This window comes from Bacillus sp. FDAARGOS_235 (assembly GCF_002073415.2).
Lineage (GTDB): Bacteria > Bacillota > Bacilli > Bacillales > Bacillaceae_G > Bacillus_A > Bacillus_A toyonensis.
In genome coordinates this window covers 3,378,033-3,401,183 of sequence record NZ_CP020437.2, presented here as the reverse complement: position 1 = coordinate 3,401,183, position 23,151 = coordinate 3,378,033, and the positions used below count along the sequence as shown (strand labels likewise).

The window sequence follows — 23,151 nt, the reverse complement described above, 5'->3', positions numbered from 1 at the left end:
TAAAACAACCCTTTTCAAGAATCCATCAATAAAAAAACCAGCAGCCAAACGGCCACTGGTTCCTTTTCATCTATTAAACTGTATAACGCTCATCTTCTAAAATTTTCGCAGCGATTTCACGTTTCTTCGGAATTACGTTAAGTGGCGTGTGACGAGTTAATTTACGTAATGATGATAACATCATGCGCAGCATGTCGCCGTTTTCAACTGCGATAAGTGTTTCTTTCGCATCTGCTTCGATTTCGTTGAATGCTTCTTGGCAGAATACTTCAGTGTATAACACTTTTTGTTTATTCTTTTCAAGACCAGTTGTTTTAATTGCTTTTTCTGTACGAAGAACAGCTGATTCCATTGCATAAAGGTTGCTTACGATGTCAGCGATATTCACAAGAATTTCTTGCTCTTTATCTAATGCTTTACCGTATTTTTGAGCCGCTAATCCAGCTACCATTAAGCCGATTTTCTTCGCGTTAGTTACTAAATATTTTTGAAGTGCTAATGGCTCATCGCCTACTTCTTCTGGCATCATCATCATTAACTCTTCTTGTAATTTTTGTGCTTTTTGAAGAAGTGGTAATTCACCTTTCATCGCTTTACGTAAGAACGTACCTGGTACGATTAGGCGGTTAATTTCGTTCGTTCCTTCGAAAATACGGTTAATACGAGAATCGCGGTACATTCTTTCAATCTCGTATTCTGCCATAAATCCGTAACCACCGTGAATTTGAACACCTTCATCTACTGTATAGTCTAATACTTCAGAACCGAATACTTTATTTAAAGAGCACTCGATTGCATATTCAGCGATAGAAGCTGCTACTGCTTTACCGTCTTTCACTTCTTCTTCAGATAATGTGCTCATGCGGCTTTCGAATAAACCTACTGTACGATATACAGAGCTTTCAGCTGCATATGTTTTCGCTGCCATATTCGCAAGTTTCTCTTGAATTAATGGGAAGCGAGCGATTGGTTGTTTGAACTGTTGACGTTGGTTTGCATATTGTGCTGAAATTTCTACTGCACGTTTCGCAGATCCAACTGTACCAACACCTAATTTATAACGACCGATATTTAAAATGTTGAACGCGATAATATGACCTTTACCGATTTCACCAAGTAAGTTCTCTTTTGGTACTAATGCATCTTCTAAAATTAACGTACGAGTTGAAGAACATTTAATACCCATTTTCTTTTCTTCTGGGCTTGTAGATACGCCAGCATATTCTTTCTCTACGATAAATGCTGAGAAGTGCTCTCCATCGATTTTTGCATATACGATAAATACGTCAGCGAATGCAGAGTTTGTAATCCACTGTTTTTCACCATTTAATACGTAATGTGTACCTTCTGCATTTAAACGTGCAGTTGTTTTTGCACCTAATGCGTCAGATCCTGAACCTGGCTCTGTTAATGCGTATGCAGCTAATTTTTCACCAGTTGCAAGTAATGGTAAATACTTTTTCTTTTGCTCTTCGTTACCGAATAATACGATCGGTAACGATCCAATACCTACGTGAGCACCGTGAGTAATTGCAAAACCACCAGCGCGAGAGAATTTCTCTGCGATTAACGCTGAGCTTACTTTATCAAGACCAATTCCACCGTACTCTTCTGGTACGTCAGCACCTAATAAACCAAGTTCCCCAGCTTCTTTTAAAAGACGAACAGAACGATCAAACTCATGTTGCTCTAAATATTCAAGCTCCGGAAGAACTTCATTTACGATAAAGTCCTCTGTCGTTTTTGCAATCATTTTATGCTCAGATGAAAAATCTTCTGGCGTAAACACTTGATCAATCGTAATCTCATCAACTAAAAAGCTACCGCCTTTAACCGCATTTCCTACTGTTTTTTCCATGAAAATTTCCTCCTTCATATTTTCATGAGCCACTTCTCTCTTTTTGAAAGAAACTGGCTCTCCCGTTTATTTTTTATAAACCTTTGTTGCTTCCATTCTTTTTTTCATAATCCAGTTCCAGTGGCTAAAACAGTCGGTCGTTTCACCCCTTCCTGTGAGGCAAAAAGCGCCTCTTCGTCAGGGCTTCCAACGCCCTCCTGTTCTGAGCGAGCCACTTCCACTTTTTTTATAATCCAGTTCCAGCGGCTAGAATGTTCGGTGGCTTGCACTTTTTTTATAGTAATTCAAACACTCCCGCTGCTCCCATTCCGCCGCCGATACACATTGTTACGATACCAAATTGTTCGTTGCGGCGTTTCATTTCGTGAATAAGAGATAGTGTTAGTTTTGCTCCTGTACAGCCAAGTGGATGTCCAAGTGCAATTGCACCACCGTTTACGTTTACTTTTTCTTCATCTAAACCAAGTTCACGAATAACTTGGATCGATTGAGAAGCGAATGCTTCGTTTAGTTCGAATAAGCCAATATCAGATAGCTCTAAGCCAGCTAGTTTTAACGCTTTTGGAATTGCAGCGATTGGGCCGATTCCCATTACTTCTGGTGGTACGCCAGCTACTGCAAATGAACGGAATTTCGCAAGTGGCTTCATGCCATCGCTCACTGCTTTTTCACGATCCATTAATAGTACAGATGCTGCACCGTCACTCATTTGTGAAGAGTTACCAGCCGTTACAGAACCGCGAACGTTAAATGCTGGACGTAATTTACCTAAAATGTCTAGCGTCGTCTCTGCTCTTACACCTTCGTCTTGTGCGAAAATGATTGTTTCTTCTTGCAATTTATTGTTTGATCCAACCGAGCGTAACGTCACATCTACAGATACTGTTTCATCAGCAAAGTTCCCTGCCGCTAATGCTTTTGCAGCACGTTGATGACTTCTTACTGCAAATGCATCTTGCTCTTCACGAGAAATTCCATATTTCACAGCAACTTGCTCTGCTGTATGTCCCATGCCCATATAATATTCTGGAGCCGCTTCTACAAGGCGACTATTCGGACGAACGACGTGTCCCATCATCGGAACCAAGCTCATTGATTCCGCTCCGCCTGATAATACAGCTTCAGAGTGTCCAAGCATAATGCGCTCTGCTCCGTAAGCGATACTTTGTAAACCTGAAGAACAGTAACGGTTAATTGTAATAGCTGGAACATCGTAAGAAAGCCCTGCTAATCCGCCGATATTACGAGCCATATTTAAACCTTGCTCTGCTTCTGGCATCGCACAACCGAAAATTAAATCATCGATTGGTCCTTCATAATTCGCACGCTTTAACGTTTCCTTTACTACTAACGCCCCTAGATCGTCAGGACGAACTGTTTTTAATGAACCCCTCTTTGCTTTTCCAATTGGTGTTCTTGCTCCCGCAACAATGACAGCTTCTCTCATGAACGATATCTCCCCTCGTTATTAGTTACGTAATGGCTTTCCTTTTACAAGCATGTGCTGCATTCTTGCTTGTGATTTCATCTCACTTACTAAGCTAATAAATGCTTCACGTTCTACATCTAATAAATACTGCTCATCAACTTCTGTTCCATACGGTACTTTTCCGCCCGCAATGACATATGCAAGTTTCTTCGCAATGTGAAGATCATGTTCAGAAATGTAACCTGATAAATGCATTGCTTCTGCACCAAGTACAAGAGTTGCATACCCTGTTTCGCCAACAACTGGTATCTTTTTACGGATCGGTGCTTTATAGCCAGCTTCATATAAAGCAAGTGCTTTTTGTTTCGCATCGTATAATAAGTGATCACCATTCACACTAATACCGTCTTTATCGCCTAAGAAGTTGTTCGATACAGCTTCTTGTGCTGATGTAGAAACTTTCGCCATCGCTACAGATTCGAATACTTTATTCGCAACTTTTTGCAGATCAAACTCTACACCGTTTGGCATTTTATTTAAGTGTTTAATGTATAGCTCTTTATTACCGCCTCCGCCAGGGATTAAGCCAACACCAACTTCTACTAAGCCCATATACGTTTCACTAGAAGCTTGAATGCTAGCTGCTGGTAAGCAAACTTCTGTACCTCCACCAAGCGTCATACCATATGGTGCTGCTACAACTGGCTTAGAAGAGTACTTAATTTTCGTCATTGCATCTTGGAAGTTTTTCACAACCCACTCAATTTCAAAGTAGTTGTCATCTTGTGCTTCCATTAAGATCATTGCTAGGTTCGCACCAACGCAGAAGTTCTTCGATTGGTTACCGATAACAAGACCTTTATAATTCTTTTCTACTTCATCAACAGCGTAGTTAATCATTTGCGTAATATCCATACCGATTGCATTGCTCTTCGAATGGAATTCTAAGCAAAGGATGCCGTCACCTAAATCAATCAAGCTCGCGCCGCTATTTTTCTTTAATACGCCATTTTTCTCTTTTAATTGTTTAAGAGAAATTGCTTTTTTATTACGCTCGATTAGCTTATATTCACCATTATCGTAATAGTAGCTATCGCCGTTATCATGTTTATAGAAAGCAGTAAAACCTTTCTCTACCATTTCTTTTACCCAAGCTGGTACATTTACGCCGTTTTCTTCCATCTTTTGAATCGATTTTTCAACGCCGATTGCATCCCAAATTTCAAATGGTCCTTGCTCCCAACCGAAGCCCCATTTCATCGCTTGATCGATTGCCACGATATCGTCAGCAATTTCTTTATGAAGCTTTGCAGAGTATAAAAGAGTTGGTGTAATGATATTCCATAACAACTCTCCTGCGCGGTCTTTCGCGTATACAAGCGCTTTCAATTTATTCGATAAACCTTTTTCTTGTTTACTTAACTCAATAGATGCAGCTTTTAATTTTTTGCGAGCTTCGTATTCCATCGTTTCAGGATTTAATTCTAAAATTTCTTTTCCTTGTTTTAAGAAGAAGCCTTGACCTGTTTTACTACCAAGCCATTTTTTATCAAGCATGTCATGCATGAAAGTTGGTACTTTAAATACATCACGCTCTTCTTCTTGTACGTTTTCATATACGTTATTTGCAACGTGTACGAATGTATCTAAACCAACAACATCTAATGTACGGAACGTTGCGCTCTTCGGACGGCCAATAAGTGGGCCTGTTACAGAATCAACTTCTCCAATGCTATAGCCACGCTTAATCATTTCTTGAAGCGTTACAAGCAAGCCGTACGTACCAATGCGGTTTCCAATAAAGTTTGGTGTGTCTTTTGCGATAACAACGCCTTTTCCAAGAACATCTTCGCCAAATAGTTTCATGAAGCTTAATACTTGTGGATCTGTTTCTTTCGTCGGTATTACCTCTAGAAGTTTTAAATATCGTGGTGGGTTAAAAAAGTGTGTGCCTAAGAAGTGCTTCTGGAAGTCGTCTGAACGACCTTCTGCCATTTTTTCTACTGAAATGCCTGACGTATTCGAGCTTACAATAGAACCCGGTTTACGAACAGCATCTACTTTTTCAAATAGTTTCTTTTTAATATCTAAGTTTTCAACTACTACTTCAATAATCCAATCTACATCAGCTAGACGCTCAAGATCATCTTCTAAGTTACCTGCTTCAATCAGTGCTAAATTTCCTTTCACTGTCAGAGGAGCTGGTTTTTGCTTTAATAGTTTTTGCACAGCCGTATTACTAAAACGATTTCTCACACTTTTATGTTCTAATGTAAGTCCCTTCGCTTCCTCTTCTTTTGTTAGCGCAGGTGGTACAATATCAAGCAATAATGTCGGAATACCAATATTAGCTAAGTGTGCCGCAATCCCTGAACCCATTACGCCTGAACCTAGAACAGCAGCCTTTTTAATTTGGAACATCCAATTCTCCCCCTATTCTTGAATGAATGCTCATTCAATTTTTCGACATAAGTCGCAATCAATGAGTGAGCCTCTACTAATAAATATATGATACAGTTTGAATTTTCGCAATATATTTATTGATAAAATTTTCTGAAATAAATATATTTCTTTTATTTGCCCATGCTATATATGTGTATTTTCTTCACTAAAATGCACTTTTCCTTTTTACAATCTGACGAAACTGGAGGAATATATATGGCAAAACTTAAGAAGAACCCTTCAAAAGCTGGAATTAGCGCAGCAAGCGTAACTGGAAATGCAGGTCCACATAATCACGGTGTGGAAAAAGGACGTCAAGGTAATAACCAACAATATAAGAAGCATAATATGGGCGAAAAATAACGCTATATTTTTGGGCAGAAAACGTGGCATAATGATTAATGGCTGCTTTTTCTGCCCAATTTATTTGTACATATGGAAAACAAAAGAGGGAACGATGATGAAACGAACAATAGTTATGATTGTAATGATTGCTACACTATTTACAGGGATGATTTTCTTCTCTTATGCACAAAGACAACAAACTGTAAGAGTTGATCAGCCTAGTATTACGGGGCAATACGGAATTACAATCGATGCAGACACAGGTGAAATTTTGTATGGCAAACGCGAAGATGAACGCTCTTATCCGGCTAGTATAGCCAAAATGATGACAACCCTTCTCTTACTAGAGAATGTAAAAGAAAATGAAGAAATTACAGTTACAGAAAACGCAATAAAAACAGAAAGTCAAAGTAAAAAAATTAAGCTGCGTGCTGGGGAAAAATTAAAACGGGATGAGGCATTAAAACTTATGCTTATCATTAGTGCAGACCCAATCTCTGAGTCAATTGCAGAACATATCGCGGGATCAAAAAATGAGTTTGTGAAAATGATGAATGCTAGAGCGAAGGAACTTGGTACAAAGCATGCAACTTTCAAAAACGCAAGTGGTGCTGATGCACTTGGAAATAAAGTATCACCATATGACATTGCCATTATTACGAAAGAAGCATTAAAATACCCAATCGTTTTACAATATATGAATTCAGTAAATACAACTCTACATACTTCTGAACGCTCTCCAAAAATCGCAAACTATGGACGAGAGGAACTATATGACGATCCATATGCGATTGGAAGTAAAAGCGGTTTATCTGCACTCGGAAAATATACGGTCGTAACTGTTGATGAGAAAGACGGTAAACGCGTTATTAACGTCGTATTATCTTCTACTCGCGCGCAACTATATCCTGATACGAAGAAAATGGCACATTACGCATTTAAGCAATTAAAATAACCAAGGAGTATGTTCTCCTTGGTTATTTTTTAACCATACCTTTTAATACGAACGCAACGTTCGCTGGACGCTCTGCTAGACGGCGCATGAAATAGCCATACCAGTCGTTTCCATAAGGTACATAAACACGCATCTTGTAGCCTTCTTTTACAAGCTGAAGTTGACGCTCATTACGAATACCATATAACATTTGGAATTCAAATTGGTCTCTTGGAATATTGTGTTCTTCGGCAAGTTTTTTCGTATATTCAATAATTGCTTCGTCATGTGAAGCAATTGCAGTATAATTTCCATTTAATAAGTGCATTTTAATAATTTTTTTATAGTTATCATCTACATCTTTCTTATCCGGGAACGCTACATCTTCAGGTTCTTTATAAGCTCCTTTTACAAGACGTAAATTAGGACTATAAGCATTTAATTCTTCCATATCTTTTTCTGTACGATATAAGTAAGCTTGAATAACTGTACCAATATTATCGTATTCAGATTTTAATTGTTTAAAGATCTCAATTGTTTTCCCGCAGCGCGTATAGTCTTCCATATCAATTGTAATAAACACACCATTTTCTTTTCCAGCTTCTAAAATACGGCGCATATTGTTCATTACGATTTCATCAGAGATATCTAATCCCATAGAAGTCATCTTTAAAGAAAGCTGCGAATTAAGACCTTCTCTTCCAATTGCACGAATCGCTTCAATCGATTCGCTAGCCATTTCATTTGCTTCCGCTTCGTTATCAACAAATTCACCTAAATAATCGATCGTTACACAAAGGCCTTGCTTGTTCAATTGTTTAATAGCTGCTGTCGCTAATTCGATTGTCTCCCCTGCGACAAAACGACCTGCTCCAAAGCGTAAACCGTACTTTTTAGCTAACTTTGTTAGCGCTTTATTTTTTGACAAGAAAAGAAACGAATTTCGCATTAATTGTTCCATGTAATTCACCCCTATGACTGTAATTTATCTGTTTTTTACCCCTCTTCGAAATTATATCATTCTTTAAAATTATTTGATACAAATAATTATTTAGACAATTTATAAAATACTATAAAAACATTTAAAACCTTATATTCTTGCTTACAAATATAAAGGGAATATTTTTCGACATTTAGAAAAAACGGGTTTACTGGGCCTCAAATAGACATGTCGAAAATATTCGACATGTCTACAAAACCCTTTATATTCCATATAAATTATATAAAGATATTAATAAAGTGAAAATTCAATTAGAATAAGGCGGGCCCTCCCCCTCTGATTATTAACCCTCACCAATCGGGCTTTTACGAGATAAAAAAAGCTTAAGGTGACATTCACCTCAAGCTCTCTTATTTTTCATTTCGCTTCTCTTCATTTATCTTTTTTATATCCGAGATTAACTGTACCATTTCTTCTTTCGCATCGGGATACGTCTCATTCCAATGCTTAACTAAAGCCGGCATCGTCTTAGCTATGTAAGAATACAGTGCCCACTTCTGCACCTGTTCTTTTCTTTCTTCATTGCTCTCTCCAAGTAATAGTTCCGTGTATTTCTCTAACAACCCATCAAATTGTTCGTTAAACTTTTCACTCATCTTATCTACCTCCTATATGAAAAAAGCAGCGAAGATCGCTGCTTTTTCTTATAATTTTGATCGAACAGAGTTTAATTTCTTCTCCATTGTGCTTACTTTATCACGACGATCATCGATACGAATTGTTGTCGCAACGCGCTGTGCACCTTTCGTATATGGAACTTCATGCATTTGTTGAATGACTTCTAGAATGACAGGAAGATCTCCTTCAATAATTGTATTCATTGGTGTTAATTGATACTTCACGCGATCTGCATTTTTCTCTAGCACCTTTTGTACTTCTGCTACATATTCACTAACACTTGGATTACCTGTTCCTACTGGAATAATCGAAACGTCAACAATTGCCATAGTAGTTTTCCTCCTATAATTGCTTCTTATATATCCATTGTCTATTTTACCGAAATCCTCATCATTTTACTAATATGTTACTCTTCCACTTTAAACTGCTCGACTAATCTTTCTAAATCTCTCATATGCTCTGTCAAGCTTTCCATCGTATGAGCTACCTTTTCTAAATGATTCACTTGCGATTCAGTTGCAGCATTTACCTCTTCAGATACAGCTGCACTTTCTTGACTCGTACTAGCAATTGTATGCATTACCTCTGTAATTTCACCTTGCTCGTGACCTATATTGTTTACTTCTTCTACAATTTTTTCAACTGAGATACTAATCGTATTTACAACCGACATAATTGTACGGAATTCCGCCTCTGCCTCTGTCGTCACTTTATTTTGTATATCAGCAATATCTTTCAATTTACTTACGACCTCTACAACTCGTTTTACTTCTAATTGGACATCGCCAATCATCGTTGCGATTTCTCCTGTTGCCTCTTTTGATTGTTCCGCTAACTTTCGAACTTCTTCAGCCACAACTGCAAATCCCTTACCTTGCTCACCTGCACGTGCTGCTTCAATCGAAGCGTTTAAAGCAAGTAAGTTCGTTTGATCGGAAATACCTTTTATAAGCTCTACAACATTTTGAATCGATCCGACTTTTTGCTCTAACTTACCAGATGCTTCCTCTGTATGAACAACAATCGAAGATGACTCTCCTCTTGTACGAACTAAATTTTGCATCGTATTTAACCCTTGCTTAGATGCCTTTTCCGCTTTACCAGCCACTCCTTTTATTTCACCAACGGAGCTATTCATTTCTTCCACTGACTGCGCCATGTTCTCAAGCTGAGCTGAAACTTCATCTACACTATTGGCAAGAGTAGATGCTCCCCCGCTCACATCATCCATTGCACCTGACACTTCTCTACTAGCGGCCACCGTTTCATTCGTTAAATAATGGAGATTATTCGTTGATTGCTGCACTGTTGATACACTATTTTTAATTTTACTTACCATTTCATTCATTTGCCCAACCATATGATTAAAATGGTTCGTCAGCTCTCCAACCTCATCTTTACTTGTCACTTTCATTTGCAGTGTTAAATCTCCTTCTGCTACTTTTTGAACGTGATTCGTTAATAATTGCAGTGGTCTTGCTAATCTTCTTGAGAATAAATAAGAAGCTACTATTCCAACTAATAAACTAATACATCCCATTATAATGACTGTATTTCTCATACTACTTAACAATCCATCAATCGTTTGTTTCGGATAAAAAATTCCTATCTTCCATTTCATCGCATCAAATAACTGACTATAAACAACTACATCTTCACCTTTTAATGTAGTTTCAGCATATTTTGTGACATCTTTATTTAAACTCTTCAGCAATGGCTCTTTAGAAATATCTTTCCCTATCTTTTCTGGGTAAACAAGAGCTATATTTTTATCATTTATAATAAACATTTCTCCGTCATTATTGTATTGAATATTATGAAGTAACTTCTGAATTGTTCCGAGCGATACATCCATCGCAACAACGCCTAATACAGATCCATCTTCAGACGTAATAGCTTTAGAAACCCCTACACTTAACTTTCCTGTCGCGATTTCATATGAAGGTTGTCCCCAATGAACCTTTTTCACATCAGCCTCTGAATCTTTATACCATGGTCTTGTCGTTGGATCATATCCTTCCGGCACTTTTCCACCTTCAGCAAGATTGGCACTTAATGTTTTTTTATCTCTCGTACCAATATATAAATCTAAAATACCAGGATGGTTCTTTTTATACTCCAAAAACTCTTTCGTCAAAAACGCTTCCTCTTCTGGAGTAACTCCATCTTGAATCATATTACGAATCATCTCACTGTTCGCATAATACCCCATATCTTCATCAGTTCTTTGAACAAATGTCGTAAGTTGCTCTGTCACAAGATCCATCGTATTTTGAGAATACTGGTCTAAGGAACTTACTTCTTTCTCTTTCTGTAATTGATACATAGCTGTACCCAATATTACGAACATCATAGAAATAAGAACTGAAAACACTACCGCAATTTTTAAACGTAAACTTCTTAACATCTTCCCCCAAGCATCCCCTTATCGTTGTATTGTAATAATATTAATCACTATATTAAGTATAATGGATAAAATTAAAAAATTGAAATTAATTCTCACCCCATTCACATAGGAATACTCCTAACACTTGTGCAAAAACAAATAGTTCATTATCCTTAAAATATAATCTCATTCGTTCGGAGGGAACTATGTTACAAAAATTCGGTTTCTCACAATATGAAAGCCAAGCTTATGAAGTTGTCGTATCAAGCAATGAACCGTTAGATGCTACAACAATTGTGAAGCACTCTGGTGTTCCAAAAGCAAAAATATATGAAGTGCTAGCACGCCTGATAGATAAAGGAATGGTAATGGATTCTGTTTCAGAAAAGAAAAAGTTGTATACAGCATTACCACTAAAACTAGCAATTGAAAAATTAACGACAGAATTCCAAGCAAATATTCAAGACTTAGAAACGAATATATCAAAAAAATCATTTACGGATGACCGTGTGTGGAGCTTAAAGATGCAATCTTCTATTCGAGTTCAAAGTAAAGAGCTCATTGAAAGTGCAAAAGAATCGATTCGTATTTCAGCTTGGAATGACACTCTTTCAGAATACCTTCCTTTACTAGAACAAAAAGCAAAACAAGGCGTCCAAATTGAGTCCCTTATAGTTGGAAAAGTAGAAACAGATTTAGAAAACATGCATTTTCTAATCCCAGCTGAAGAACCTAATGCATTAGAGCGCTACTTACTACTCATCGTTGACGACCGTGAAATTTTATTTGCTGGTGTAGAACAAGAGTCATGGCAAGCAATGAAAACAATGTCACAACCTTTCGTGAAGTTCTTTACAGAATTCTTCTATCATGACGTTGCACTTGCGAAAATTACCCAGAAACACCATGATCTCTTTATGGAAGATGAGGAAATTAAAAGTTTGTTGATGAAATTAAGATACTAATTAAATAATAAAAAGGAGTCTAGTTGTTCACTTAGACTCCTTTTCATTTTGTTCCTTTATATCCATCAACAGCTCAATGATTTTCTCATTTTGCTCCACTTGTTTCTCTGAATTTTGATAAATGAAACGAACCCATCTAAAGAGAAAAATTACAAGAAAGAATGGTATGATCGTAAATAAAAAACCAATGATTGAAAAACTTGAATACATATACTATCACCTCGCTATATATAACTTCTTCATTTTCCTACTAACCCCTTCCACTTTTTACAAATAAAAAAAGAACCTATCAAACGATAGATTCTTCTTTCACAAACTGAGTAGAACGTCCTCTCGTAATGGAGAAAATCGCACAAAGCAGTGCTAATATAATAAAGCCACCGCCTACCCAAGCGTTATATATAACAGATGATTTTTCAATAACAACTCCGCCTACTGTTGAACCGAGCGCAATTCCTAAGTGAAGGGCAGAGTTATTTAAACTTTGCTGAATACCAGCTGATTCTGGTGCAATTTCAATTAAGTAATTTTGTTGTGCTGGTGAAATAGCCCAGCTCAGCATACTCCAAAGTCCCATCATAATAATGAAGAGCGGGAATGAAAATGTCATCATTGGCAACATAAAGATTGCACATGCAAATACGATAATGATGGAAATAATACTTTTCTTCGATCCCCATTTATCAGCAAGCAAGCCCCCAAGGCCGCCTCCAAGTACCGCTGCGATTCCGAAAATGAAGTAAAACACACTAATCCAGTTCGCTTCCACATGCATCACATCTTTTAAAAATGGTGTTAAGTATGCATACAGTGTTAAATGACCTGTTAAAAATAAAAATGATGTTAACTGTGCACTCACAATTTTTTTATCTTTCAACGTAGCAATTTGTTCTCTTATTGATAACACCGATGTCGGCGGTACTTTCGTTAAGAATAATGAAATACAAGCGATTGCCATAACTGTTAATATCGAAATGAATACAAATGGTGCACGCCATCCATATTCATTGCCGAGCACAAGACCAAGTGGTACCCCAAGTACGAGAGAGCCACTAATCCCCATGAAAATAATTCCAATTGCACGCGCACGAAAATGCGGTTCTACAACGCTAGAAGCAAGTGTTACAGATAGCGCAATAATTAATGAACCACTTGCCGCACAAATTACCCTTGAGAACATTAACATTTCGTAATTTACACTAAATGCTGAAATAATATTTCCGATTAAGAAAATTGATAATGCCCCAATGTATAATGTTTTTCTTTCAAACTTTCCTGTTACCGCTAATAAAACTGGACCTGATAAAGCAAATACTACTGAAAATATTGTTATAAGCTGACCAGCTGCGCTAATAGATACTCCTAAATCATTGGCAACTAAATCAAGCGTTCCTCCTATAATTAGCTCAACCGTTCCGACTACGAAAGCCGCAATAGCTAAAATATATACACGAAAATTCAAGTCTTTCCCCACGCTTTCTATTTTGGTTACTACTATTATAGTAACCAAAATAGAAACTGTAAGCAAGTACAATTTTTTTACAATAAAAAAGGTAGGCGCATTATACACCTACCCCTCCATCATTCAGTTTCTTTCTTCTTATTTAAATACCAATACACCGGAAGTCCAGTAAAGACAATTCCAATTGATAAGAAACAACTTACCGGATCATTGATAATTGCACTACCAATTACAAAGAACGAACCTAAAATCGCTACGATTGGTACGATTGGGAATAAAGGTACACTATATGCACGCTCTTTATTCTTATTACGTTTTCTTAAAATGAAGACACCAATAAACGTCATTACATAGAAAATATAAATAATGAATACGGAAATCTCAGATAGCTTATTTGGATCACTAATAATCATTAAAATAATTCCTAAAATGATTTCAACAGTAATTGCATTTGCTGGTGTTTTAAATCTCGGACTTTCCTTTGCAATAAACTTAGCAAATGGAAGTTGTCCACGTTCTGCCATCGACATCGGGATACGTGGGAACGTTAAAATCTTTCCATTTAAACAACCGAAAATAGAAACGATAATACCGATACTAATAATTTTTCCGCCATATTCTCCAAGTAGCATGCCTGCAGCTGTCGCTGTTGCATTTTCTCCAAGGTCTACAATTTGTGTTGCTGGTAATACATTCAGTAACGCCAAGTTAATTAATACGTAAGCAGCAGTTACAATTAAAATACCAACTGTCATTGCCTTCGGTAATAACTTTGTTGGATTCTTCATTTCTCCGCCGATGGAAGCGAGTAAAATCCAACCGTCATAAGCAAATAAAGTTGCTAAAATTGCCATACCTATACTTTGATTTTCTGATATCGGCACTACTACGTTAAAAATATCACTATTTCCTTTCCAAAAGCCTAATACAACAATTAAAATGATCGGAATCATCTTCCCTATTGTCGTAACCGTTTGGACGATACCTCCATATTTTGTCCCCATACTATTTACAACGCCTAGGAACACAACGGTACCAATTGCGATTGGTAAATTCCATACTTTATCTAAATAGAAAAAATTGATCATTAAAGAACTAAAATACAACCCTAACGTTCCAATAATAGCTGGGCCATACACAATCGTTTGCATCCAGCCTGATAAATACCCCCAAAAACTTCCGTAAATCTCCTCTAAATACGTATACAACCCACCATTTTTCGGGATTTGCGCTCCAATTTCAGCTACTGTTAAACCACTTGCTAGTGTCAACAGACCACCAATTACCCAAGCAAGAATAGCCATATTAGAACTCCCTGAGTAATCTAATACGCTCCCTGGTTTCATAAACACACCAGATCCAATGATAGTCCCTACTACGATAGAAAGCGCTACTGTTAAACCAATTTTGTTTTTCTCATCATGATGCATGCTGCGTATCCTCCTTCCAATCCTAGTGTGATGCAAAAATGAAATAAAAAAACACTCCTCCCTAAAAAAGGGACGAGTGTTATATTCGTGGTTCCACCCTTGTTTCAATTCGCAAAGTTACATACTTCACCAATTTCTCAAGTCTAAATAACGGTTTTTGCCGGCAAGCAATTACTAGGTATCCGTTCACTGCTGCAGTTCAGAGGTGGTAATCTATTTTCCCGTACTAGGAAGCTCACAGCCAAAGGCTTCCCTCTCTGAGAATCGTAAAAAATTGATCATGTCCTCATCATCACTTCTTGATGTCGAATTTTGTAGTTATTGTTCATTATATTGAATTGTTAGAAAAAATCAATATATTTTTTATATAACATAAGAAATATTTCTCTTCTTATATTATAACAGAAGGTACGACACTTCTCCATTTCCCTAAAAATGGTACAATCTATTTAGGAGGTGCACCAATAATGATTGCTGTCTTTTGTATCATCGCTACGTTTCTCTCCGTTCTATTCGCTATCATGCATCGGCAAAAGTATCCTGGTTATAGCATTTTAGCGGTAGCTATTATGCCAGCTGTTTCCTTCTACGTATTGGGTAAATATCAATATACGGAAGTGTTTATCGGTTTTGCAATCTTCTACTGCATCTTTGGATACATACTAACAATGAAAAGAATTTTATTGAATCATTAAAAGAGACCGATTTCTATAAGTAGAAATCGGTCCTCGCATGTACCTTCCGGTTGCCCACACGAAAGATACATAACTCAATTATTTATCTTCTTTTTTCATAAAAAATTTATGATGTGGAAGATTCACATTTAATTCCTCTAATTGTTTCTTTTCATTTTCTAGAACTGCTTTTGCTTTTGCCTTTGTTGCTTCATCTAATCCCGCGAAGATGTCTTCATGCTTCTCTTTCCCTGGAAGTTTCACGCCTAACTTTGTTAATTCTTCTTTTGCTTGTTCACGTGTTAATTTTCCGGATTTCTCTTGCTCTAAAATCGATTTCGCTTTTTCTTTCGCCTGATCATCTAATCCTGCAAACATATCCTTATGTTTACCCTTCTCTGGCAATTTCACGCCTAGCTTTGTTAATTCTTCTTTTGCTTGTTCACGTGTTAATTTTCCGGATTTCTCTTGCTCTAAAATTGACTTTGCTTTTACTTTCGCCTGATCATCTAATCCTGCAAACATATCCTTGTGTTTACCCTTCTCCGGCAATTTCACATCTAGCTTTGTTAATTCTTCTTGCGCTTGTTCATGTGTTAACTTTCCAGATTTCTCTTGCTCTAAAATTGATTTTGCTTTTTCTTTCGTTTGATCATCTAATCCCGCAAGCATATCTTTACGTTTTTCTTTCTCTGGAAGCTTTACACCTAGCTCCTCTAATTGTTTCTTTGTATCGTCCATAATTGTTTTCACTTTTTGTTTTGTAGCGTCATCTAAATCTTTCTTCACCGTTTTTGTAGGCTGATCCACTGCTGGAGTATTCGTTGCCGCAAATGCTGGTACACCCACTCCTCCTATAATTCCAAATGATAAAGCACCTGCAATTGCTAAATACCCAACTGTTTTCTTCTTCATAGGAAATTTCCTCCTTCATATTTCTAAAGCATGTACACTTTCGTATACAATGCCTATAGTAATATTGGTTTCTTAAAATTCCCTTAACGACTTAACAAAAAAACACCGCTCATCACGAGCGGCGTTGTTCTAAGCTTTTTGTAATTGTAATTCTTCACGTTCCATTATTTTTCTTAATACAATTGTTTGTGTCATTGTAAATAGGTTACCTGTAATCCAATACAGTACAAGACCTGATGGCGCCGCAAATCCCATAAATAGAATCATTGCTGGCATCATAATTTGCTGCATTTTTAGCATTTGTACTTGTTCTCCAGGTGTGATATTAGATTGGAAAACTTTCATCTGAATAAATGTCGTTAACGCTGCAATAATCGGTAATATATGATATGGATCTGCATGTCCTAAGTTCACCCATAAAAATGAAGATGTGCGAATCTCTTCTGTTCGGCTAATCGCATAATACAAAGCAGAGAAAATCGGCATTTGTATAAAGATTGGCCAACAACCAGCAAGTGGATTCCAACCGCCTGATTTCATTAGTTCTGACATTTCTTTTTGATACTGCTTTTGTTTTTCAAGATCTTTGCTTACATCACCGTATTTTTTCTTTAGCTTCTGCAATTCAGGTTGCATTTTTTTCATTTTCGCTTGGCTACGGTATTGTGAAACAGCTAATGGAATCATTGCTGAACGAATAACGAGCGTCATGATAATGATCGCAATCCCGAAGCTAGCTCCAGGTATATGATGAGCAACAAATTGAATCATAAACGAGATTGGATATACAAAGTAATGATCCCAAATCCCAGTACTATGTGCATCAATTGGGGCCGCATTACTGCAACCAGATAAAACAAAAACAAGTAATAATGATAAACTAACGAGCACAGCTCGATATGATTTTAACATGTTCATTCCTCCAATGTTTCGTAATTATTTAGCGAAACATTGGTGTATACGGACCGACCTCGTCATTCTCTTCACTTGATTCTTGTCTGCGAACAGAACGAATCATTCCATATTTATAAAAAATAGAAAATAGCGTTACATTTCCTGCACTATCTTCACATGTATCAACTAACGCAAAAGCTCTTTGTTTACCGCTCGATGCTTGCTGACGCACAAAGCGAGAAACATTGGCAAGGAAGAAAACTTCTAATAAACAAAGCGCCGTTGTTACAAACGATATATATAGAATTGCATCCTGCAATAAAAATTCCATCGCTTCACATCCTTAATAAGCTCATTTTAGCACATCGGGCAAATATTCTCTATTTCCTTTTATTTTCAAAAAAAGTATTTTGCATATTTTCTCAAGAAAACAATAATTAAGAAACATTGTATTCGCTTTCTTTAGTATATTCACGCACATCAATGAATAGGCTTGATTTATTAGAAATTTATAAAATTTTTGCATTATAATAAAACTATTGCCAGTTTTTGAAAAAACCTTTATTCTCTTCTTGTAATCAAAAATGAATATGGAGATGAAACATACTATGGGTCAACTAGGAGACGCCGATTACGTTCCCGACACCGCCTTTTTATCTTTCCCAGCAGCTAAAACATTTCACTTAGAATTTATGATACAGTTGGTTGTTATTTTCATAGCTTCTATTTTGTATGCAATTTCTATGAACATGTTTTTTATCCCGCATAATATGATTAGCGGTGGATTTGCTGGTGTAGGGATGATTATCGGTTATTTAATGCATTACAATATCGGTGCACTTATCTTTTTACTAAACATTCCTCTTCTTATTTTAAGTCACTTTTACTTAGGCAAGAAGACAACCTTTTTAACAGCGTATTTTGTAGCTGTATCATCTTTAGCGATGAACATTATCCCAGTACATCAAGTTTCAGACGATATTTTACTTTCTTCTGTATTCGGTGGTGTAATTTGCGGAGCAGCTTCAGGAATCATATTCCGATTTGCTTCTTCAACAGGTGGTTTTGATGTCGTTGGATTGATTGTAGCAAAACATCGAGATATTTCGATTGGAGCAATCATCTTTGGATTCAACTTGATCTTACTTGTTGCAGCAGGATTTATTTTCGGATGGGATATTACGCTTTATACGTTAATTAGCCGGTTTGTAGTCAGCAAAGTAATTGATGCCGTGCATACAAAACATATTAAATTAACGATAATGACAGTTACAGAAAAAGGTGAGGAAATAAAAAGCGCACTATTACATCACGGCATACGCGGGGTGACAATGGTAGATGCTGTCGGCGGCTATACAAACCATAAGAAAAAAATGATTTACACTGTCGTGACTCGATATGAGTTAGGCGAAATGAAACGTATTATCCGTCAAGTGGATAACAAAGCATTCATGAACATTACTGAAACAGTTGAAATTGTCGGCCGTTTCAAACGCATATAAAAAAGCGCAAGGAACTAACATTCCTTGCGCTTTTTATTTTTTACACTTATTACAAAATCAGATAATTCTATTATTGTGTCCCTAAATGTGTTATAATGAAAACAGACTCACAAAAAAAGAGTATATAGACTTGGAAGTTTCTCATATTTTACAAACAAAAAGAAACGAGAAGTCGGGTATATTTCAGTCACCATACACGTAACGGTTTAAAAACCGATCATCTTAGTTATTCTTCACTAATCTTTTTATAAAAAGATACGTACAACTAAAATTCACTTCAATATACTATACCTACCTTTTTGACTTCCAAATCATCTTATTACATAAGGAGATGAACATATGAATCAATATATACGATATACAATAGCTGTCCTGTTTGCCATTATCGGCGGTGTGATTTGCTTCTGGACAAACACTCAGCTTGGAGAGAATATCATTTTTAATGGAATCGAAACACTTGTAAGCGCTTCAATTTTAGGCGGATACATTTATTTCCTCTTCAATCCAGAAGAAAATGCTCAAAAAACAATGTTATTAACAATGATCGGAATCGTTGGTGGATGTATTTCCTACTCAATGACAAACTATACATTACCACTTCAATTAAGCTCTGCTTTCTTCCACGGTCTATGGACTTGGTTTATCGCATTCTGCCTAGCAGATGTATTCAATCTTTTACAAGACACTGAAGAAGAAAATGGTCGTCAAATTGAAAGTAACTCGTAAGCTGGAAGAATATCTTCCGGCTTTTTTGTTTGCTATTCTTTCCTGTTCATACTCCATCACCAAAATAAAAAGAAGTTACCTCCACGGCAACTTCTTTTCCATATACCCCACTCAGTATTCACTTAAATATATCAACGATTTTTCAAATATATCGATCGTTTCTCCACTTATATCAACGATTTTTTCATTATATCGACGATTCGACACAAGATATCGATTTAACGACAATCTTCGACACTCGAAACACACAACATACCCTATCCCCCAAGCAACTTACTGCCGAACTCTACGATTAAAAAGATAATTAATAGGATCGCGAGTATCTTTAATGCTACATATGCTACTTTAAAAACAACATAAATGAGCAAGACTATCAAAACAATTGATAAAATTTCCATATTTACTTCCTCCAAGCTTTGCTCTTCTTATCTTATTTTACTCGTCCTAGGCTGTTTATGGAACGTTATAAGATGACATATAAAAAAGAGGATACCTCACCCATCGTAAGATACCCTCGCCTGTAGCTGCTCAAACCATTCTCTCTCTACTTGTAAATATCCCATTCCACTCTTCTCAGCACTCTCCAATTCTTTATCAGCTTTCTTCATATAAGTGCGGGAAGCTTCCATATCGTCCTCTAAATATTTAATAATTCCTTGTGTACGGTAATATCCGTTTAAATCCATTTTGGTAATGGCCTTTGCATGTTCCTTTGCTTCTTGCAGAGAAAGGCTATTTATCTGATAAAGAGCTTTATATAAAAGATACCAACTATGAAAACTACTAACGAAAAATTTATTTTCCTTCGTTACAGATAGTTGAACAATTTGTTCTATATACGGTATTGCTCTTTCCATTCCCCTTTGATCAGCTCGGGCATAAAAGACGAGCATAAGTCCGCTCATTATCTCTCTTATACTTTTATCCTCTTTTAATTTTTCCTCACTAAGTTCTACTAATCTCTCATCCCAATCTTTCGGTCTTTTATAACTAAATAACTCACTCGATATTTGAATCGTATATAAATGCTGCTTAGCTTTTTCATCATCTTTAATTAAAATGAGAAATTGCATACCATCACTCAGAAGCGTTCCTTTTATCGGCACGATTGTAACTGCAAAAATCACAAAGTGGAAAACGGAAAAATATAAAAGATATTGATAATAACTCACCATATATATGTAACCTGAAGTAATACCGAATAGTAAACTCATAATTGGCCCACCTAAAGTCATCCATGCCCATTTCTTTGAAAGGTTCGGTGTCTCTATAGAAGACGGCGCTAACATCACCACGCCACCAAAGTACGCCCATAATTTATTTTCTCGAATGCGTAATTTGCCTTTTTCCTTTTGAACAGTGATAGGTCCTACTGTCATAAATTTAAAATTCAAACCACCTATCAAGCCAAATAGTACGTGCCCTAGCTCATGAATGGCTAACACTAATAATACAATTCCAAATACTGCCCATATATTCAACATTACTTCTAATTTTCCAGTTCGGATTACTCCGTATAAAATGGACAAAACTAGCGCCGCCGTCATTGAACTAGCTGGCCTTCTTAAAATATCCACTCTTTTCTCTCCTTAATAAATCATTTTCCTCTGCATTTCGTACATGAATTTTCCGAGATGCAATATCCAAATAAATGAGATTAAGCCAATTAATACAAAATCGATATTACTAGCCGCTGTATATATAACGGCAGCCCACCATACATATGCTAATATTGTATTCGTAAATTCATACGCTTTATATCCAGCCTCATGCACAATGTGTTTTAATCCTTCATCTGCGTTTTTCGTCCACATTTTCATAGATTCCATATATGTTACACCTTGTTCAGGATATAGCTTATTATAACGATTTTTTGTTATGAGCCCGATAATCACTACAGTAGTTAAACAGACAATAGAAGCTACTAAATTCCACACCGCAAATGAAACATTTGTATCCTGCACCAGTGCACGTCTGCATGTAATAACTGCATATACAAACCATGCCTGCGTAACTATATCACCTACACGTAAATATATACTTATAATGCCTAATTTTCTGCCTTGTACGCTCTCTTCTTCATCGCGTGCTTCCGCTAACATACGTGTATTCTTCCAAGTGTAGTACATCATTAAAATTCCAAAAATAGTACATACACCTATAAATAGATTAGATGATAATTTTCTCGGTTCATCCGAGAGTAAATCTAAAGCTATATAAGATGTTAAAAAACCACCCATCATACTTAATGCTATTTTCCCCACAAAATCAAATTGTTTTTTTCGTTTACTCTTCATCTTCCTCTTCCCCCTCCACTAACGTGAATATTTCCTCCACCGGTACATTGAAAATTTTTGCGATTTTTAACGACAATACAATAGATGGTGCATAATCCCCACGCTCAATTAAACTAATCGTTTGCCGTGATGAGCCAATCGCTTTCCCTAAATCCCCTTGTGATAAACGATGCTTTGCTCGCAATTCCCTCACTCGATTTTGAAGCTTCATATCTTCCCTCTTTTTCATTTATTTAATTAAAATTGTAAATAATATCCTTATTTTTGTCAATTATAATTGTCATTACGACTATAATAATTGACAAAAATAAGGATATATTATGATGAAAATAACCTATATAATGAATGTGAAATATTAAACAAAGGAAGTGACATATGAATAAAACATCTACTTTTTCCTATATTCTTACTAAGCTTACAGCGACTTTCCTATTATTATTATTATTTATTAGCACGCTTCTCTTAACAACTAGTCAACAAACATTATATAGTTTCTTAGCTGGATTACGAGAACTGCTATATGTTCCCTTCGTTCCTATTCTTGCTGCATATGCATTTTTTTGTTCTATTTGCATCGATAAATTGAAATTAAAAACACATACAAGACTGAAGACATTATTACTTTATATTTTTTGCGGCTATTTATTTTTTCTTCCCTTCCTAACATTTAAAGAAGCTAGTCTAATACAGTTCTTGTTCCTCGGATCAATTGGTGCATTATGTTCTCTTTCTTTCTATTTATGTACAGTTATAGCAACAAAATTTAAGTGGCTACAATATTTCGTACCAAGCATTGTGTTTATTATATTTATCACAATTAACTTAGTAGATTTAGAAAGGTTTGGAACATCAAAAGAACAATGGGTCGAAACAAAAACAGATAACTCTTTCGAAGCATCTTTTCAACATTTTAGTGGTAAACATAAAGTCCCAATTGAACTAAAACGAGGGGACATATTAGAATTCACCATTGAATCACGAGCTGAAAATTCGAATGGCTACATGGGGGACATAAAAATGGCTAGTGAATTTCAAGAGGAAGAAAATTATTTAGCTCCAGCTGGACCTAATACATACCAGTTCGCGGCAATTAAGACAGGAACTTATTACATTATAGTTAGCGGAAATCAGCTAAAAGGAAAGTTAAAAATAGATTGGAACATAAAATGAAACTTTAATCAGTGGGGGTTTTGTTCATCCCCCACTGATTATCAACCCTCACCAATCGGACTTTTACGGGCAGCCCGACAAATAGCGGGATAAAATAAAAAAGG

24 protein-coding genes and 1 other annotated feature are annotated in these 23,151 nt (G+C 36.4%); of the genes, 7 read left to right on the top strand and 17 right to left on the bottom strand.

Features of this window, described 5'->3' with window-relative positions; translation table 11 throughout:
• Window positions 1-73 precede the first annotated feature (73 nt).
• The 3 genes from A6J74_RS19375 to A6J74_RS19365 form a co-directional block, all read right to left on the bottom strand.
• Window positions 74-1,858, bottom strand: coding sequence for an acyl-CoA dehydrogenase family protein (locus A6J74_RS19375; protein WP_000416287.1), 1,785 nt, complete (start codon window positions 1,856-1,858; stop codon window positions 74-76).
• 274 nt (window positions 1,859-2,132) lie between these two features.
• On the bottom strand, window positions 2,133-3,305 hold the full coding sequence (locus tag A6J74_RS19370; protein ID WP_001206331.1) for an acetyl-CoA C-acetyltransferase: 1,173 nt from the start codon (window positions 3,303-3,305) through the stop codon (window positions 2,133-2,135).
• A gap of 21 nt (window positions 3,306-3,326) precedes the next feature.
• The gene (locus tag A6J74_RS19365) at window positions 3,327-5,708 is read right to left on the bottom strand and encodes a 3-hydroxyacyl-CoA dehydrogenase/enoyl-CoA hydratase family protein (RefSeq protein ID WP_000486372.1); all 2,382 of its coding nucleotides are present in this window, start codon (window positions 5,706-5,708) and stop codon (window positions 3,327-3,329) included.
• Between the two features lie 237 nt (window positions 5,709-5,945).
• On the opposite strand from A6J74_RS19365, the gene A6J74_RS19355 reads away from it, so the two are divergent.
• A complete protein-coding gene (locus tag A6J74_RS19355) occupies window positions 5,946-6,092 on the top strand; it encodes a YuzL family protein (RefSeq protein WP_001096344.1) in 147 nt (48 codons plus the stop codon).
• A 97-nt stretch (window positions 6,093-6,189) separates the two neighbouring features.
• Entirely contained in the window at window positions 6,190-7,029 is an 840-nt protein-coding gene (locus A6J74_RS19350; protein WP_000831489.1) for a D-alanyl-D-alanine carboxypeptidase family protein, read from the top strand.
• A 22-nt stretch (window positions 7,030-7,051) separates the two neighbouring features.
• Here A6J74_RS19350 and A6J74_RS19345 read toward each other — a convergent pair whose 3' ends face one another.
• The 4 genes from A6J74_RS19345 to A6J74_RS19330 all read right to left on the bottom strand — a co-directional run bounded on the left by A6J74_RS19345 (window position 7,052) and on the right by A6J74_RS19330 (window position 11,033).
• Window positions 7,052-7,969, bottom strand: coding sequence for a proline dehydrogenase family protein (locus A6J74_RS19345; protein ID WP_000436778.1), 918 nt, complete (start codon window positions 7,967-7,969; stop codon window positions 7,052-7,054).
• A gap of 389 nt (window positions 7,970-8,358) precedes the next feature.
• Complete coding sequence (locus tag A6J74_RS19340; protein WP_001290590.1) at window positions 8,359-8,604, bottom strand: YusU family protein; 246 nt, start codon at window positions 8,602-8,604, stop codon at window positions 8,359-8,361.
• 48 nt (window positions 8,605-8,652) lie between these two features.
• Window positions 8,653-8,955: an MTH1187 family thiamine-binding protein gene (locus A6J74_RS19335; protein WP_001018860.1), complete on the bottom strand. Its 303-nt coding sequence runs from the start codon at window positions 8,953-8,955 to the stop codon at window positions 8,653-8,655.
• 77 nt (window positions 8,956-9,032) lie between these two features.
• Window positions 9,033-11,033, bottom strand: a complete 2,001-nt coding sequence (locus A6J74_RS19330; RefSeq protein WP_000946348.1) for a methyl-accepting chemotaxis protein — start codon at window positions 11,031-11,033, stop codon at window positions 9,033-9,035.
• Window positions 11,034-11,218: 185 nt separating this feature from the next.
• Between A6J74_RS19330 and A6J74_RS19325 the strand changes: the two genes are divergently transcribed.
• On the top strand, window positions 11,219-11,977 hold the full coding sequence (locus A6J74_RS19325; RefSeq protein WP_000939466.1) for a TrmB family transcriptional regulator: 759 nt from the start codon (window positions 11,219-11,221) through the stop codon (window positions 11,975-11,977).
• 27 nt (window positions 11,978-12,004) lie between these two features.
• Here A6J74_RS19325 and A6J74_RS19320 read toward each other — a convergent pair whose 3' ends face one another.
• The 3 genes from A6J74_RS19320 to A6J74_RS19310 all read right to left on the bottom strand — a co-directional run bounded on the left by A6J74_RS19320 (window position 12,005) and on the right by A6J74_RS19310 (window position 14,869).
• The gene (locus A6J74_RS19320) at window positions 12,005-12,187 is read right to left on the bottom strand and encodes a hypothetical protein (RefSeq protein ID WP_000287384.1); all 183 of its coding nucleotides are present in this window, start codon (window positions 12,185-12,187) and stop codon (window positions 12,005-12,007) included.
• A gap of 79 nt (window positions 12,188-12,266) precedes the next feature.
• Window positions 12,267-13,451 carry an MFS transporter gene (locus A6J74_RS19315; protein ID WP_002049364.1) on the bottom strand — a complete coding sequence of 395 codons (1,185 nt, stop codon included), beginning with the start codon at window positions 13,449-13,451 and terminating at the stop codon, window positions 12,267-12,269.
• A 107-nt stretch (window positions 13,452-13,558) separates the two neighbouring features.
• Window positions 13,559-14,869: an APC family permease gene (locus A6J74_RS19310; RefSeq protein WP_000546326.1), complete on the bottom strand. Its 1,311-nt coding sequence runs from the start codon at window positions 14,867-14,869 to the stop codon at window positions 13,559-13,561.
• Between the two features lie 65 nt (window positions 14,870-14,934).
• Window positions 14,935-15,171, bottom strand: a binding site (T-box leader).
• 165 nt (window positions 15,172-15,336) lie between these two features.
• On the opposite strand from A6J74_RS19310, the gene A6J74_RS19305 reads away from it, so the two are divergent.
• Entirely contained in the window at window positions 15,337-15,564 is a 228-nt protein-coding gene (locus tag A6J74_RS19305; RefSeq protein WP_000562240.1) for a hypothetical protein, read from the top strand.
• Window positions 15,565-15,642: 78 nt separating this feature from the next.
• On the opposite strand, the gene A6J74_RS19300 is transcribed toward A6J74_RS19305, so the two are convergent.
• The 3 genes from A6J74_RS19300 to A6J74_RS19290 all read right to left on the bottom strand — a co-directional run bounded on the left by A6J74_RS19300 (window position 15,643) and on the right by A6J74_RS19290 (window position 17,683).
• Window positions 15,643-16,458 (bottom strand): hypothetical protein, encoded by an 816-nt coding sequence (locus tag A6J74_RS19300; protein WP_000730874.1) that lies wholly within the window; start codon window positions 16,456-16,458, stop codon window positions 15,643-15,645.
• 129 nt (window positions 16,459-16,587) lie between these two features.
• Window positions 16,588-17,370, bottom strand: coding sequence for a membrane protein insertase YidC (yidC, locus tag A6J74_RS19295; protein WP_000920530.1), 783 nt, complete (start codon window positions 17,368-17,370; stop codon window positions 16,588-16,590).
• Window positions 17,371-17,398: 28 nt separating this feature from the next.
• Window positions 17,399-17,683 carry a hypothetical protein gene (locus A6J74_RS19290; RefSeq protein ID WP_000394928.1) on the bottom strand — a complete coding sequence of 95 codons (285 nt, stop codon included), beginning with the start codon at window positions 17,681-17,683 and terminating at the stop codon, window positions 17,399-17,401.
• A gap of 277 nt (window positions 17,684-17,960) precedes the next feature.
• Here A6J74_RS19290 and A6J74_RS19285 point away from each other — a divergent pair, with 277 nt between their 5' ends.
• Window positions 17,961-18,854 (top strand): YitT family protein, encoded by an 894-nt coding sequence (locus A6J74_RS19285; RefSeq protein WP_000530041.1) that lies wholly within the window; start codon window positions 17,961-17,963, stop codon window positions 18,852-18,854.
• A 339-nt stretch (window positions 18,855-19,193) separates the two neighbouring features.
• Window positions 19,194-19,580: a DUF3938 domain-containing protein gene (locus tag A6J74_RS19280; RefSeq protein WP_001077779.1), complete on the top strand. Its 387-nt coding sequence runs from the start codon at window positions 19,194-19,196 to the stop codon at window positions 19,578-19,580.
• A 257-nt stretch (window positions 19,581-19,837) separates the two neighbouring features.
• Here the strand turns inward: A6J74_RS19280 and A6J74_RS19270 are convergent, their stop codons facing one another.
• The 4 genes from A6J74_RS19270 to A6J74_RS19255 all read right to left on the bottom strand — a co-directional run bounded on the left by A6J74_RS19270 (window position 19,838) and on the right by A6J74_RS19255 (window position 22,088).
• Window positions 19,838-19,978 (bottom strand): DUF3985 family protein, encoded by a 141-nt coding sequence (locus tag A6J74_RS19270; RefSeq protein ID WP_000404759.1) that lies wholly within the window; start codon window positions 19,976-19,978, stop codon window positions 19,838-19,840.
• Between the two features lie 96 nt (window positions 19,979-20,074).
• On the bottom strand, window positions 20,075-21,127 hold the full coding sequence (locus A6J74_RS19265) for a site-2 protease family protein (protein WP_002093078.1): 1,053 nt from the start codon (window positions 21,125-21,127) through the stop codon (window positions 20,075-20,077).
• Window positions 21,128-21,169: 42 nt separating this feature from the next.
• Window positions 21,170-21,877, bottom strand: coding sequence for a DUF3169 family protein (locus A6J74_RS19260; RefSeq protein ID WP_000837707.1), 708 nt, complete (start codon window positions 21,875-21,877; stop codon window positions 21,170-21,172).
• Window positions 21,867-22,088, bottom strand: a complete 222-nt coding sequence (locus A6J74_RS19255) for a helix-turn-helix transcriptional regulator (RefSeq protein WP_000776159.1) — start codon at window positions 22,086-22,088, stop codon at window positions 21,867-21,869. Before A6J74_RS19255 ends, A6J74_RS19260 begins: the two co-directional genes overlap by 11 nt.
• A 164-nt stretch (window positions 22,089-22,252) precedes the next feature.
• Between A6J74_RS19255 and A6J74_RS19250 the strand changes: the two genes are divergently transcribed.
• A complete protein-coding gene (locus A6J74_RS19250; protein WP_001044580.1) occupies window positions 22,253-23,047 on the top strand; it encodes a hypothetical protein in 795 nt (264 codons plus the stop codon).
• Window positions 23,048-23,151: the final 104 nt, after the last annotated feature.